Annotated in this window: 13 protein-coding genes; 5 read left to right on the forward strand and 8 right to left on the reverse strand. The window is 53.0% G+C overall.

Annotation, left to right across the window (positions count from 1 at the left end):
- Positions 1–202: 202 nt before the first annotated feature.
- The 4 genes from nagD to nagB are packed head-to-tail and all read right to left on the reverse strand — an operon-like array spanning position 203 to position 4,234.
- Positions 203–955 (reverse strand): ribonucleotide monophosphatase NagD, encoded by a 753-nt coding sequence (nagD, locus tag BJ885_RS01970; protein WP_029740145.1) that lies wholly within the window; start codon positions 953–955, stop codon positions 203–205.
- Positions 956–1,000: 45 nt separating this feature from the next.
- Positions 1,001–2,221 carry an N-acetylglucosamine repressor gene (locus BJ885_RS01975; protein WP_021242995.1) on the reverse strand — a complete coding sequence of 407 codons (1,221 nt, stop codon included), beginning with the start codon at positions 2,219–2,221 and terminating at the stop codon, positions 1,001–1,003.
- Positions 2,222–2,229: 8 nt separating this feature from the next.
- Positions 2,230–3,378 (reverse strand): N-acetylglucosamine-6-phosphate deacetylase, encoded by a 1,149-nt coding sequence (nagA, locus tag BJ885_RS01980; protein WP_121931068.1) that lies wholly within the window; start codon positions 3,376–3,378, stop codon positions 2,230–2,232.
- Between the two features lie 55 nt (positions 3,379–3,433).
- Complete coding sequence (gene nagB, locus BJ885_RS01985) at positions 3,434–4,234, reverse strand: glucosamine-6-phosphate deaminase (protein ID WP_023310765.1); 801 nt, start codon at positions 4,232–4,234, stop codon at positions 3,434–3,436.
- Positions 4,235–4,562: 328 nt separating this feature from the next.
- Here nagB and nagE point away from each other — a divergent pair, with 328 nt between their 5' ends.
- The 4 genes from nagE (at position 4,563) to chiQ (ending at position 10,638) form a co-directional block, all read left to right on the forward strand.
- Complete coding sequence (nagE, locus tag BJ885_RS01990) at positions 4,563–6,584, forward strand: N-acetylglucosamine-specific PTS transporter subunit IIBC (protein ID WP_071886541.1); 2,022 nt, start codon at positions 4,563–4,565, stop codon at positions 6,582–6,584.
- A gap of 168 nt (positions 6,585–6,752) precedes the next feature.
- Entirely contained in the window at positions 6,753–8,420 is a 1,668-nt protein-coding gene (gene glnS / locus BJ885_RS01995) for a glutamine--tRNA ligase (RefSeq protein WP_121931069.1), read from the forward strand.
- A 446-nt stretch (positions 8,421–8,866) separates the two neighbouring features.
- Positions 8,867–10,264, forward strand: coding sequence for a chitoporin ChiP (gene chiP / locus BJ885_RS02000; protein WP_032661118.1), 1,398 nt, complete (start codon positions 8,867–8,869; stop codon positions 10,262–10,264).
- 47 nt (positions 10,265–10,311) lie between these two features.
- Positions 10,312–10,638, forward strand: coding sequence for a ChiQ/YbfN family lipoprotein (gene chiQ / locus BJ885_RS02005; protein ID WP_032661388.1), 327 nt, complete (start codon positions 10,312–10,314; stop codon positions 10,636–10,638).
- A 90-nt stretch (positions 10,639–10,728) separates the two neighbouring features.
- Here the strand turns inward: chiQ and fur are convergent, their stop codons facing one another.
- From fur to ybfF, 4 genes are all read right to left on the reverse strand, one after another.
- On the reverse strand, positions 10,729–11,175 hold the full coding sequence (gene fur / locus BJ885_RS02010; protein ID WP_023310771.1) for a ferric iron uptake transcriptional regulator: 447 nt from the start codon (positions 11,173–11,175) through the stop codon (positions 10,729–10,731).
- 291 nt (positions 11,176–11,466) lie between these two features.
- Entirely contained in the window at positions 11,467–11,997 is a 531-nt protein-coding gene (gene fldA / locus BJ885_RS02020; RefSeq protein WP_029741184.1) for a flavodoxin FldA, read from the reverse strand.
- 155 nt (positions 11,998–12,152) lie between these two features.
- Positions 12,153–12,440: a LexA regulated protein gene (ybfE, locus tag BJ885_RS02025; RefSeq protein ID WP_023334913.1), complete on the reverse strand. Its 288-nt coding sequence runs from the start codon at positions 12,438–12,440 to the stop codon at positions 12,153–12,155.
- A 128-nt stretch (positions 12,441–12,568) separates the two neighbouring features.
- Positions 12,569–13,342, reverse strand: a complete 774-nt coding sequence (gene ybfF / locus BJ885_RS02030) for an esterase (RefSeq protein ID WP_047648393.1) — start codon at positions 13,340–13,342, stop codon at positions 12,569–12,571.
- A 183-nt stretch (positions 13,343–13,525) separates the two neighbouring features.
- Here ybfF and seqA point away from each other — a divergent pair, with 183 nt between their 5' ends.
- Positions 13,526–14,074 (forward strand): replication initiation negative regulator SeqA, encoded by a 549-nt coding sequence (gene seqA / locus BJ885_RS02035; RefSeq protein WP_029741182.1) that lies wholly within the window; start codon positions 13,526–13,528, stop codon positions 14,072–14,074.
- The last annotated feature ends 4 nt before the right edge of the window (positions 14,075–14,078 follow it).

Here is a 14,078-nt window from a genome sequence, read left to right on the forward strand (position 1 = left end):
AAATGCCGCAAAGGGACAGGGCGCGCAAGCGTTTTACGGGTGAAAACGCAAATAGTGCAATAGTGATTGCGGAATAGTGAAAAAAGAGTACGCCATAAATTCTTTTATTGATGATTATGCAATGAAATGTGCTTTTTGTTAGATGAGGCTTTATTTTTGTAGGCCATAAATGAAAAACCACGCCCTGAGGCGTGGTTCGGTATCAGATGATGTCGATTTCATCGACGGAGGGGTAAATCCAGCTTGGCCGGAACGGCATCGAATCAATGTCATCAAGTTGAGAGACGCCGGAGAGAACCAGGATGGTCTCAAGACCCGCCTGGAAACCAGCCAGAATATCGGTGCGCAGGTTGTCGCCGACAATAACGGTTTCTTCAGAGTGGGCCTGCATTTTGTTCAGCGCGGCACGGATGATCCACGGGCTTGGTTTCCCGACCACAAACGGCTGACGGCCAGAGATTTTCTCGATACCGGCGCACAGCGCGCCGCAGGCCGGATAAAAACCACGGCCGTGCGTATCCGGGTTGGTGGCGATAAAGCGCGCGCCGCTGGCGACAAAGTATGCAGCCTTATGCATCATCTCCCAGTTAAAGGAGCGCGTCTCGCCGACAATCACAAAGTCCGGGTTCACGTCAGTGATGGTAAAGCCAGCTTTGTACAGCTCGTGTATCAGCGCACCTTCACCCACCACGTAGGCTTTTTTCCCTTCCTGACGCTTAAGAAAATCCGCCGTGGCCATTGCCGAGGTATAAAACACGCTGTCCGGGACGTTGACACCCGCCGTGGCAAAGCGGTTAGCCAGATCCTGACCGGTTTGGGAAGGGTAGTTCGTGAGCAGAACCAGAGGCATTCCTTTGTCAATGATGCGGTGTAGAAACTCCGCAGCACCCGGCACGGCAACGTTGTCGTGCATCAGCACGCCGTCGATATCACAAATTACATTCTTAATGGTCATGGACAGTCCGACATCAAAAAAAGAAGGCGTTACTATAAGGTCCGATCAACTTTCCAGCAAATGCTGCAGCAGAATTCCGTTGAGCATGGCGCGTTTGACCAGCGCGAACGCGCCGATCGCCGAGCGATGGTCAAGCTTTGAACGAACCACCGGGAGGTTCTGGCGGAATGCTTTCAGCGCCTGGGTGTTAATACAGCCTTCAATGGCGGGGAGCAGCACCTTTTCCGCCTCCACAATTTCACCGGCAATCACCACTTTTTGAGGGTTAAACAGGTTAATGGCGATGGCGATGGTTTTCCCCAGGTGGCGTCCTACCTGCTCGATCACTTCGCAGGCCAGCGCGTCGCCCTTATTGGCGGCTTTGCAGATGGTGCCAATTTTGCAATCGTCCAGCGTGACGCGGCTTTGGTAGCCCTGTTCAAGGAGATGGCGAACCCGCTGCTCGATGGCCGTGTTGGCGGCAATGGTTTCAAGACAACCGAAGTTGCCGCAGTGGCAGCGCTCCCCGAGGGGTTCAACCTGAATGTGGCCAATCTCGCCGACGTTACCGTTGCGACCAATAAAAATACGGCCGTTAGAGATAATACCCGCGCCCGTTCCGCGGTGAACGCGCACCAGAATAGAGTCTTCGCAGTCCTGGCTCGCACCAAAGTAGTGCTCTGCCAGCGCCAGCGAGCGAATGTCGTGGCCCACAAAGCAGGTCACTTTAAAACGCTTTTCCAGCGCGTCGACCAGCCCCCAGTTTTCAACCTGAATGTGCGGCATATAGCGGATCACGCCGCTTTCCGGGTCGACCAGGCCGGGCAGAATCACGGAGATGGCGATGAGTTCGCGGATCTTGCGCTGACAGCTTTCAATAAACTGCGCGATGGTATTGAGCAGCGCATGCTCCAGCGTCTCCTGGGTGCGCTCCGGAAGAGGGTAGTGCTCTTCCGCAATGGCTTTACTGCTCAGATCGTACAGCGTGAGCGTGGTGTCATGACGGCCCAGACGGACGCCAATGGCCTGAAAATTGCGGGTTTCGGTAATAATGGAGATGGCGCGGCGGCCCCCGGTGGAGGCCTGCTGATCGACTTCTTTGATCAGACCGCGCTCAATGAGCTGACGGGTAATTTTTGTCACGCTGGCGGGAGCAAGCTGGCTTTGTTCGGCTATCTGAATTCGCGAGATTGGTCCGTGCTGGTCAATCAGGCGGTATACCGCCGCACTGTTAAGTTGTTTAACGAGATCGACATTACCGATTTGAGCTTGTCCGCCAGGTGTCATACTTTTACTTACTCAGTGACGACCTCGTTACCATTAACGATGGTCTTAATAATTTTATAATCGTGTGTGAATGCCGTCAGGTTTGCAACCATACCTGGTGCAATTCCGCCGAGCTGCTTATCTACGCCCATTGCGCGAGCCGGATAAAGGGTTGCCATACGCAGGACTTCATCAAGCGCAATCCCGCAATGTTCAACCAGGTTACGCACCCCTTCAATCATGGTCAAAGAGGAACCGCTCAGCGTACCGTTTTCATCCACACACAGTCCATTGCGGTAGTATATTGTTTTACCGGCAAAAATGAACTGCTCAATATTTGCACCTGCCGGCGCGGTGGCATCCGTCACCAGACAAAGCTTGTCACCTTTCAGCCGCTTAGCGTTGCGGATGTTGGTGTAATCGACGTGTAAGCCGTCAGCAATAATGCCGCAGTAGACGTCTGGCTCATCCAGAATCGCCCCGACCAGACCCGGTTCACGGCCTGTGATATACGGCATGGCGTTGTAAAGGTGCGTTGCGAAGGTAATGCCCGCGCGGAAACCGGCTTTCGCTTCTTTCAGCGTCGCGTTTGAGTGACCTGCTGAAACGATAATCCCGGCACCAGCCAGTTTGCTGATGACATCCGTTCCCGCTATTTCAGGCGCCAGCGTCACTTTGGTGATCACATCGGCGTTCGCACACATGTAGTCAACCAGCTCCGCATCAGGTTTACGCACGTAATTCGGGTTATGCGTTCCTTTCTTGACCATATTCAGCCATGGCCCTTCAAGGTGCAGACCCAGCGCCTGATTAGGGTGTTTGGCCAGGTATTCGCGCATCACGCGGATACCCTGCTTCATGAGATCATCACTGCTGGTGATGAGCGTTGGCAAATAGCTGGTGCAGCCCGATTTCTCGTTGGCTTTCTGCATGATCTCCAGCGTTTCGACCGTCACCGCATCCGCGGTGTCATTGAATTGCACACCGCCGCAGCCGTTGAGCTGTACGTCGATGAAACCGGGGGAGATTACTGCTCCATTGAGTGAGCGGTGTTCAATCTCCGGCGGCAGTTCTGCCAGCGGGCAAACACGTTCAATCAGGCCATCAGCGATAACAATCGCATGGTCATCCAGAATTTCATGGCCGGTATAAATCCGACCGTGGGTTAAAGCGTACATAACGACCCCCGGTTAAAAAAAGCGGCCGCCTCTTGATGAAGAGGCGGTTATTCAATTACAGACCTTTGATGTTCTCAGCTTCTAACTCGTTGAAGTATTTCAGCGTTTTTACCTTCAGCTCCATCGTTGACGGTTCGTCGCAGACGATGACTGATTTCGGATGCAGCTGCAGGCAGCTGATGGTCCACATATGGTTAACGTTGCCTTCGACGGCAGCCTGGAGCGCCTGCGCTTTCACGCCGCCCAGCACCAGAATCATCACTTCTTCGGCATCCAGCAGGGTGCCTACGCCTACGGTCAGGGCGTATTTTGGAACCTGGTTCACGTCGCCGTCAAAGAAGCGGGAGTTTGCCACGCGCGTGTCATGGGTCAGCGTTTTAATACGGGTGCGGGAAGCCAGAGATGACGCCGGTTCGTTAAACGCGATATGACCATCATTGCCTACACCACCCATGAACAGGTGGATCTTACCGTAAGAACGGATTTTTTCTTCATACTGACGGCATTCTGCGTCAATATCAGGCGCGTTTCCATTCAGCAGGTTAATATTTTCAGATGGAATATCAACGTGATCAAAGAAATTGCGGTGCATAAAGCTATGGTAGCTTTCCGGGTGGTCTTTCGGTAAGCCAACGTATTCATCCATATTGAAGGTCACAACATGTTTGAAGCTAACCTGGCCTGCTTTATGCATCTCAACCAGCGCCTTATAGGCGGTCAGCGGGGTACCGCCGGTTGGAAGACCAAGAACGAAAGGACGATCGGCGGTCGGTTTAAACGCGTTAATACGATTAACGATATGGCGAGCGGCCCATTTACCGACTTGTTCAGCAGTTGCCAGGGGAATCAGTCTCATTGTTCACCTCAAGAGTTAAAGTAGAAGAGTGGGCGGATGGCTATCGGAACCTGATACTTAAGCGTAACCTGGAAACTTTCAGGCCGGATCAATCCGTCTTGATTTTTTGAATGATAAAATAAGTTTTCGCTGTTAGCCAGTGTGAGGGAGGGTAAATAACGATATTTGGTGACAAAAATCACAAAAAGTACGCGTTTAATTTGCGATACGAATTAATTTTTCACACACTCACAATGCCAGTGAAGCATCAACGGTATCTATCGTTCGTGACACAATAAAAAACAGAGCTGAGAACATGCCTTAAACGGGGTCTCATAGGGGGAAGAAAGTGAGTATTCTAGGTTATTTACAAAAGGTTGGTCGCGCACTGATGGTGCCGGTCGCCACGCTGCCTGCCGCAGCCATCCTGATGGGTGTCGGCTACTGGATCGACCCCAACGGCTGGGGTAATACCAGCGCGCTGGCGGCGTTCTTTATCAAGTCAGGTTCCGCCATTATCGACAACATGTCCGTGTTGTTCGCGATTGGTGTGGCTTACGGTATGTCCAAAGACAAAGACGGCGCCGCTGCGCTGACCGGTTTTGTCGGTTTCCTCGTGTTAACCACCCTCTGCTCGCCTGCAGCGGTGGCCATGATCCAAAAAATTCCGGCGGACCAGGTTCCGGCGGCGTTCGGTAAGATCAGCAACCAGTTCGTCGGTATCCTTGTGGGTATCATCTCCGCCGAACTGTATAACCGCTTCAGCAGCGTAGAGCTGCCGAAAGCGCTCTCCTTCTTTAGCGGACGCCGTCTGGTCCCCATCCTGACCTCGTTTGTGATGATCGTTGTTGCGTTCATCATGATGTACGTCTGGCCGATGATCTTCGACGGTCTGGTGAACTTCGGTGAGCACATCCAGAAGCTGGGTTCTGTCGGTGCGGGCGTGTACGCGTTCTTCAACCGTCTGCTGATCCCGGTCGGTCTGCACCACGCGCTGAACTCCGTATTCTGGTTCGACGTTGCCGGTATTAACGATATCCCTAACTTCCTGGGTGGCGCACAGTCCATCGAAGCAGGTAAAGCGGTTGTCGGTATCACCGGTCGTTACCAGGCGGGCTTCTTCCCGATCATGATGTTTGGTCTGCCGGGTGCTGCGCTGGCTATCTACCACTGCGCGCGTCCAGAGAATAAAGCGAAAGTGCTGGGTATCATGATGGCGGGGGCGTTCGCGGCCTTCTTCACCGGTATCACCGAGCCGCTGGAGTTCTCCTTCATGTTCGTGGCGCCGGTTCTGTACGTTATCCACGCCGTGCTGACCGGTATCTCCGTGTTCATCGCTGCCAGCATGCACTGGATTGCCGGTTTCGGCTTCAGCGCCGGTCTGGTGGATATGGTGCTGTCGTCCCGTAACCCGCTGGCGACCCACTGGTGGATGCTGATCCCGCAAGGTCTGGTGTTCTTCGCGATCTACTACATGGTGTTCCGTTTCACTATTACCAAATTCAACCTGATGACCCCGGGTCGTGAACTGGCCGTGGCCGGTAGCGAAGCGGATGGTCAGGATGTGAACGTAAGCGGTGCTCAGGATCAGGACGTTTCAGGCCTGGCGCGTCAGTACATCGCCGCTGTCGGCGGTTCTGACAACCTGACCGGTATCGACGCCTGTATCACTCGTCTGCGTCTGAACGTCAAAGACTCTTCCCTGGTGAACGAAGCGCTGGCCAAACGTCTGGGTGCTTCCGGTGTTATTCGCCTGAACAAAACCAGCGTACAGATTATCGTTGGCTTTGTGGCAGAGAAAATTGCTAACGCCATGAAAACTACCGGTCCGGTAGCCGCAGCAGAAGCTTCTGCCGCACCTGCCGCCGCGCCAGCGGCTGCAAAACCGCAGGCGGTACCGAACGCCAAAACGGTAGCCGCGCTGGTTTCACCGGTAACCGGTGAAGTGATTGCGATTGAGCAGGTGCCTGACGAAGCCTTCGCCAGCAAAGCGGTGGGTGACGGTGTGGCGGTGAAACCAACGGAAAAAACCGTTGTGTCTCCGGCGGCCGGTACCATCGTGAAAATCTTCAACACCAACCACGCGTTCTGCCTCGAAACCGAAAATGGCGCGGAGATCGTTGTCCACATGGGTATCGATACCGTTGCGCTGAACGGTCAGGGCTTTACTCGCCTGGTGGAAGAGGGTGCTGAAGTGGTGGCCGGGCAGCCGATTCTGGAAATGGATCTGGACTTCCTCAACGCTAACGCGCGCTCCATGATAAGTCCGGTCGTTTGCAGCAACATCGACGACTTCAGTGGCCTGGTCATTCAGGCGAAAGGTCAGGTTGTTGCGGGTCAAACGCCGCTGTATGAGATTAAAGGCAAGTAATCGCTCCTGAGTAGAGTCATGCCTTAAGCGGCGGGGGATATCCTCCGCCGCTTTTTTTGCAGCAAAAGCCCCCATTATTTTCTTCAGAGACGTTTTAAGGGTTGTCACTACGTCCGGCTTATAAGATCATATGCCGTTATACGTTGTTTACGCTTTGAGGAATCCACGATGAGTGAGGCAGAAGCCCGCCCGAGTAACTTTATTCGTCAGATCATCGATGAAGATCTGGCCAGTGGTAAGCACACCACAATTCATACCCGTTTCCCGCCGGAGCCGAACGGCTACCTGCATATCGGGCATGCGAAGTCCATCTGCCTGAACTTTGGCATTGCGCAAGACTACCAGGGACAGTGCAACCTGCGTTTCGATGACACCAACCCAGTAAAAGAAGACATCGAATACGTTGAGTCCATCAAGAATGACGTGCAATGGCTGGGCTTCAACTGGTCTGGCGATATCTGCTACTCCTCTGACTATTTTGATCAGCTGTACGCCTACGCGGTTGAACTGATCAAGAAGGGTCTGGCGTATGTTGACGAACTGTCTGCTGATGAAATCCGTGAATATCGCGGTACGCTGACCGCGCCGGGCAAAAACAGCCCGTTCCGCGATCGCAGCGTGGAAGAGAACCTGGCGCTGTTTGAAAAAATGCGTGCCGGCGGCTTCGAAGAAGGCAAAGCGTGCCTGCGTGCCAAAATCGACATGGCGTCTCCTTTCATCGTGATGCGCGATCCGGTGCTGTACCGCATCAAGTTCGCAGAACACCACCAGACCGGCAACAAGTGGTGCATCTACCCGATGTACGACTTTACCCACTGCATCAGCGATGCGCTGGAAGGCATTACGCACTCCCTGTGTACGCTGGAGTTCCAGGACAACCGTCGTCTGTACGACTGGGTTCTGGATAACATCACCATTCCTGTGCATCCGCGCCAGTACGAGTTCTCTCGTCTGAATCTGGAATACACCGTGATGTCCAAGCGTAAGCTGAACCTGCTGGTGACCGACAAGCACGTTGAGGGCTGGGATGACCCGCGTATGCCAACCATCTCCGGTCTGCGTCGTCGTGGCTACACAGCCGCCTCTATCCGTGAGTTCTGCAAGCGCATCGGCGTGACCAAGCAGGACAACACCATCGAGATGGCCTCCCTGGAATCCTGCATTCGCGAAGATCTCAACGAAAACGCTCCGCGCGCGATGGCCGTTATCGACCCGGTGAAGCTGGTTATCGAAAACTATCCGCAGGGTGAAAGCGAGCTGGTCTCCATGCCTAACCATCCGAACAAACCGGAAATGGGTAGCCGTGACGTGCCGTTCAGCGGTGACATCTGGATTGACCGCGCTGACTTCCGCGAAGAAGCCAACAAGCAGTACAAGCGTCTGGTGCTGGGTAAAGAAGTGCGTCTGCGTAATGCCTACGTCATCAAAGCCGAACGCGTAGAGAAAGATGTGGAAGGGAATATCACCACCATTTTCTGTTCTTACGATGCAGAGACTCTGAGCAAAGATCCTGCTGACGGCCGTAAAGTGAAGGGCGTTATTCACTGGGTGAGCGCTTCCCACGCGCTGCCGGTAGAAATTCGTCTGTACGATCGTCTGTTTAGCGTGCCTAACCCAGGTGCAGCGGAAGACTTCCTGGCGACCATCAACCCGGAATCTCTGGTAATCAAGCAGGGTTATGCGGAGCCTTCTCTGAAAGCCGCTGAAGCGGGCAAAGCGTTTCAGTTTGAACGTGAAGGTTACTTCTGCCTGGACAGCCGTTACAGCACGGCGGAAAAACCGGTATTTAACCGTACCGTAGGCCTGCGTGATACCTGGACGAAGATCGGCGAATAATATTGCTGCTCTGGTCAATGAGAGACAAACGCCGCATTATGCGGCGTTTTTTTATTTAACGATCAGGGTATTAAGCCAGGGCTTAAAAAGGTGTGATAAAAATATCAGGTCAATGAGGTGCTACTTATTTTTTTAAAAAAAGTTTGTGTCATTACGAAAATTAAAAAGGTGATAAAAAAGGAAAGAGATCCCACGTCTAGCTACTGAAATACCTGATAATTCCCCGCCGTTGCTCGTCTCTCTGCGAATGTTACAAATCACTACCAATTATGTGCACTTCGTCATAATCCTGACTTTTGCCCGCTAAAAAGCATTGATAATTCGCGTCGCGAAAAATAACCTAAAGACGGTAGTTAATTCGAGGGTATTTAAAACTACCCCTGACCATTTGGTCTTTTTTATTTACGCCGTTTCAGGCGTTTTAATTCGTCAAAGAGGAATAATCTATGCGTACGTTCAGTGGCAAACGTAGTGCTCTGGCGCTGGCTATTGCCGGTGTAACAGCAATGTCGGGCCTGGTGGTGACACCAGAGGCGAAAGCGGCAGGCTTCATCGACGATTCTACCCTCACGGGCGGTATTTATTACTGGCAGCGTGAACGTGACCGTAAAGACGTCACCGAAGACAAATACAAAACCAACCTTTCTCACTCCACCTGGAACGCCAACCTGGACTTCCAGTCAGGCTATGCCGCGGATATGTTCGGTCTGGATATTGCTGCGTTTACCGCGATTGAAATGGCGGAAAACGGCGACAGCGCGCACCCGAACGAAATTGCCTTCTCCTCCAGTAATAAAGCCTATAAAGAAGACTGGTCCGGGGATAAGAGCGGTATCAGCCTTTACAAAGCCGCAGCAAAATTTAAATACGGTCCGGTTTGGGCGCGCGGCGGTTATATTCAGCCAACTGGCCAGACCCTGTTAGCACCGCACTGGAGCTTTATGCCGGGTACCTATCAGGGTGCAGAAGCCGGGGCGAACTTTGACTACGGTGATGCGGGTGCGTTGAGCTTCTCCTATATGTGGACCAACGAGTACAAAGCGCCGTGGCACATCGAGATGGACAAGTTCTACCAGAACGATAAAAAAACCAAAGTCGATTACCTGCACTCGCTGGGCGCGAAGTACGACTTCAAAAACGATCTGGTGCTTGAAGCGGCATTCGGTCAGGCACAGGGCTATATCGATCAGTATTTTGCCAAGGCCAGCTATAAATTCGATGTCGCGGGTAGCCCGCTGAGCACCAGCTACCAGTTCTACGGTACGCGCGACAAGGTCAGCAACGGTGGCGTCAACGACATTTATGACGGCACCGCGTGGCTGCAGGCGTTAACCTTCGGCTACAAGGTCGGTCAGGTTGATTTGCGTCTGGAAGGCACATGGGTGAAGGCGGAAGGGCAGCAGGGCTACTTCCTGCAGCGTATGACCCCGACCTACGCCTCCTCCAACGGTCGTCTTGATATCTGGTGGGATAACCGCTCAGACTTCAACGCCGACGGCGAGAAAGCGGTCTTCTTCGGCGCAATGTATGACCTGAAAAACTGGAACCTGCCTGGCTGGGCGGTGGGCGCTTCTTACGCTTACGCCTGGGACGCAAAACCTGCCGATATGGCCACGCCGGATGCATACTACGATCCCAACTATCGCCTGAAAGAGTCTTCCTACAGCCTCGATGCTATCTATACCCTGCAGGATGGCCGCGCGAAAGGCACGATGTTCAAACTGCACTTCACCCAGTATGACAACCACTCTGATATCCCGAGCTATGCAGGCGGTTACGGCAACATCTTCCAGGATGAACGTGACGTGAAATTCATGGTTATCGCCCCATTCACCATCTTCTGATGAACGCACCGGCGGGCTGAGTCCCGCCGCTATGGAGACTGCACATGATGAAAAAAATCGTAATCGTCGCGCTGCTGGCATCAGGGCTGGTGGCGTGCGCTCAGACGCAGGCGCCGAAAGAGGACACCCGTCTGAAGGAGGCGTATAGCGCCTGCATTAACACTGCGGAAGGATCGCCGGAGAAGATTGAAGCCTGTCAGAGCGTGCTGAACGTGCTGAAGAAAGAGAAAGCGCACGAGCAGTTCGCGACCCAGGAGAACGTTCGCGTGATGGATTACCAGGCCTGTATCCAGGCGCGTAAAACCGGTAACGATCAGGAAGTGGCGAAGCGTTGCGATAAGATCTGGAACGAGATACGCAATAACAATAAATAAGTGCTTTACGCCCGGTAAGCGCTGCGCTTACCGGGCTTTTTTAGGCAAAAAAAAGCCAACCTTGCGGCTGGCTCAGAGTATGAATACTGATTATTTCGCGTCGTGCGCGTGGTCGTCTTCGCGGCAGTCGCCTTCAGCGCAGTGACCGTAAAGGTACAGGCTGTGGTTGGTCAGGCGGATGCCATGACGCGCCGCGATTTCACGCTGGCGTGATTCAATGGAATCATCGCTGAATTCAATGACCTTGCCGCAATCGAGGCAGATCAGGTGATCGTGGTGCTGCTGCTGGGTCAGTTCGAAAACAGATTTACCGCCTTCGAAATTATGACGGGTAACAATGCCCGCGTCATCAAACTGGTTCAGCACGCGATAGACGGTAGCCAGCCCAATCTCTTCACCCATGTCAATAAGACGTTTATAAAGGTCTTCCGCACTGACATGGTGATTGTCTGGACCCTGAAGCACTTCAAGGATTTTTAACCGAGGAAGCGTTACTTTCAGGCCAGCCTTCTTTAATGCGGTATTGTTGTCAGTCATGCGGAATCTGTCCTGTTGCTAAACGATTCACTTCTGTAGGAAGTGACAGAAAATGCACCCGGGATAATGCGTCTCATTATAGAACTGCCATGGCTAAATGAAAACTGCAAGTCTCAGGCAAAATATGCTTATAAAAATGGGGTATCACCAACAAACTTGCTCAATGGAAAACCACATTTTATCAGGGAGACATTGTACAGGTCTGGGCGAAAAAGTTAAAAGATTGTAGCGATTAATTTAATCGGTTTGACCTGGAGCACGGGCGCAGCCGCCGCTGCGCCGCGATAAAAATCAGGCGTTCAGAATATCGTCCAGGTGCAGTTCCTCACGGATCTGCTTAACCCATTTCTCTACGCGCTCTGCAGTCAGCTCTGGCTGACGGTCTTCGTCGATGGCCAGACCCACGAAATGATTGTCATCGGCCAGGCCTTTAGACGCTTCAAAGTGGTAACCGGCGGTCGGCCAGTGGCCTACGATAACCGCGCCATTCGGCTCAATGATATCGCGGATGGTGCCCAGCGCGTCACAGAAGTATTCAGCGTAGTCTTCCTGATCGCCACAGCCAAACAGGGCGACCAGCTTACCGTTGAAGTCCACTTCTTCCAGCGTCGGGAAGAAATCATCCCAGTCGCACTGGGCTTCACCGTAGTACCAGGTTGGGATACCCAGCAGCAGAATGTCATAGCCTTCCAGATCTTCTTTGCTGCTCTTGGCGATGTCATGCACATCAGCAACGTCTTTACCGAGCTGTTTTTGAATGTTTTTTGCGATATTTTCGGTATTGCCGGTATCACTGCCAAAGAAAATGCCGATGATTGCCATGAGTAAAATAACCTCTTGAAACTTAATAGTATGGTGGCGCAATTCGGCCACGGATAAGGGCAATAATAGCAGAACTGGCAACCCTGCGGAAACAGCTATCACGCAGGACTGCACTCTGTGCTACATGAAAAGGGTGATAAAGGGGATTTTCAGACTTATGCCTGGCTGCGTAACGTCTCAAGCTGGGCGATCAACATCTCTTCAATGAGCTCGCTGCGGCTGATATTTCGCGCGTCAGCCAGCTCGTTCAGCGCATCGACGGCGTCGGCGTTAAGCTTCAGTTCGACACGCTTAAGCCCACGATTTTTATCGCGTTTAAGCTGGTTGCGTTTATTGATACGCAGCTGTTCATCGCGCGAAAGCGGATTCGTCTTGGGTCGTCCCGGGCGACGCTCATTCGCGAACAGATCTAGTGTCGTACGGTCCGTTTGTTCTTTGGCCATGATTCTGAGACTTCGGGGGAAACACGCCGCCCTGCTAATGCCCGGGCGATAAGCGCGCCATCATACATCACCAAAAACGGCACGCCAACGACTGGAAGCCCGCAGTCTTCCAGTCGCTTTCTTTTTAATCAATTTGCAGTATCAGCGAGATAGCGGCGAATGGCGCGCAGCACGGCGTCCGGTTTTTCCGCATGCACCCAGTGCCCGGCACCGGCAATCACGTGGGCGCGAGCCTGCGGGAATTGGGTCAGCAGCGTGTCGCGGTACGCGTCGGTAACGTAAGGCGAGTTGCCGCCGCGAATAAAGAGAGTAGGGTGTGGCCAGGCGGGGACGGTTTCCCAGCCGACGATGTTGTTGTACTGCTCCCAGAGCACCGGCACGTTAAAACGCCATTGCCCGTCAACAAACGACTTCAGCAGGAACTGGACGACGCCTTCTTCATTAAGATGCTCACGCATGACGGCAGCCGCCTGTTGGCGCGTCGCGACACCCGCTTCTGTGACCGCATTAATGGCGGCAAAAATCTCGTCGTGACGACGGACGTCGTAATCCACGGGCGCGACGTCAATCACCACCAGGCCGCTAATACGGTCCGGGGCCAGTGCCGTCAGGGCCATTACCGCTTTTCCACCCATTGAATGCCCGATGAGGGTCACCTTTTGCAGATCGTGGGCATCCAGCGTATCCAGCAGATCCTGCGCCATCGCCGCGTAGGTCATCTCGTCGGAACGCCCGGAAAGACCGTGATTGCGCATATCGACCTGTAAAATATCGTGGTCGGTAACCAGATCGCGCGCCAGCACGCCCAGGTTATCCAGGCTGCCAAAAAGCCCGTGAACCAGTACGATGGGAGAATTATTGTTCGGCGATTGTGCAGTTTGCGCTCGGGTATTCAATTTCATGGCAAAGTTCTTTTTTTACGTATGTCAGGTTAGGGTATCATGTTGACCATTCTGCCGCCCGGCTGCAAGGTTCCAGTTTAATCTGACTTTTGCTGCCAACCTGGTTTGACGCTATCCGCTGTTGGGATTTGACCTTATAATCCCAATGACTTGTATTCAGATAAGATATCGCACTGGATTAAGATGAAAACAATCGAAGTTGATGACGAACTCTATCAGTATATTGCCAGCCAGACGCGGCATATCGGGGAGAGCGCGTCCGACATTTTACGGCGCATGCTTAAAATTTCCGCCGCTTCACAGCCTGCTACCCCAGCCACCAAAGATGTCGTGTCTCAGCCGAGCGTTGTTGCACAAGCAAAACCTGCCGTGACGCCGGCAAAAGATAAAGTGCGCGCGATGCGCGAGCTGCTGCTCTCCGATGAATACGCGGAGCAGAAAAAGGCGGTAAACCGCTTTATGCTGGTGCTGTCTACACTTTACTCACTGGATAACAAAGCGTTTGCTGAAGCGACCGAGTCGCTTCACGGCCGTACTCGCGTCTATTTCGCGGGAGACGAGCAGACGCTGCTGCAAAATGGCAATCAAACCAAACCCAAACATGTTCCTGGCACCCCGTACTGGGTGATCACCAATACCAATACGGGCCGCAAGTGCAGCATGATTGAACACATCATGCAGTCCATGCAGTTCCCGGCGGAATTGATTGAAAAGGTTTGCGGTACAATTTAACCCT

This window comes from Enterobacter sp. WP_7_1 (assembly GCF_003688535.1).
Taxonomy (GTDB): domain Bacteria; phylum Pseudomonadota; class Gammaproteobacteria; order Enterobacterales; family Enterobacteriaceae; genus Enterobacter; species Enterobacter asburiae.

Coding starts and splice junctions, on each gene's coding strand:
- chiP (WP_032661118.1), top strand. CDS start 8,867: ATGCGTACGTTCAGTGGCAAACGTAGTGCTCTGGCGCTGGCTATTGCC.
- seqA (WP_029741182.1), top strand. CDS start 13,526: ATGAAAACAATCGAAGTTGATGACGAACTCTATCAGTATATTGCCAGC.
- nagD (WP_029740145.1), bottom strand. CDS start 955: ATGACCATTAAGAATGTAATTTGTGATATCGACGGCGTGCTGATGCAC.
- ybfE (WP_023334913.1), bottom strand. CDS start 12,440: ATGGCCAAAGAACAAACGGACCGTACGACACTAGATCTGTTCGCGAAT.
- glnS (WP_121931069.1), top strand. CDS start 6,753: ATGAGTGAGGCAGAAGCCCGCCCGAGTAACTTTATTCGTCAGATCATC.
- chiQ (WP_032661388.1), top strand. CDS start 10,312: ATGAAAAAAATCGTAATCGTCGCGCTGCTGGCATCAGGGCTGGTGGCG.
- fldA (WP_029741184.1), bottom strand. CDS start 11,997: ATGGCAATCATCGGCATTTTCTTTGGCAGTGATACCGGCAATACCGAA.
- nagB (WP_023310765.1), bottom strand. CDS start 4,234: ATGAGACTGATTCCCCTGGCAACTGCTGAACAAGTCGGTAAATGGGCC.
- fur (WP_023310771.1), bottom strand. CDS start 11,175: ATGACTGACAACAATACCGCATTAAAGAAGGCTGGCCTGAAAGTAACG.
- BJ885_RS01975 (WP_021242995.1), bottom strand. CDS start 2,221: ATGACACCTGGCGGACAAGCTCAAATCGGTAATGTCGATCTCGTTAAA.
- nagA (WP_121931068.1), bottom strand. CDS start 3,378: ATGTACGCTTTAACCCACGGTCGGATTTATACCGGCCATGAAATTCTG.
- ybfF (WP_047648393.1), bottom strand. CDS start 13,342: ATGAAATTGAATACCCGAGCGCAAACTGCACAATCGCCGAACAATAAT.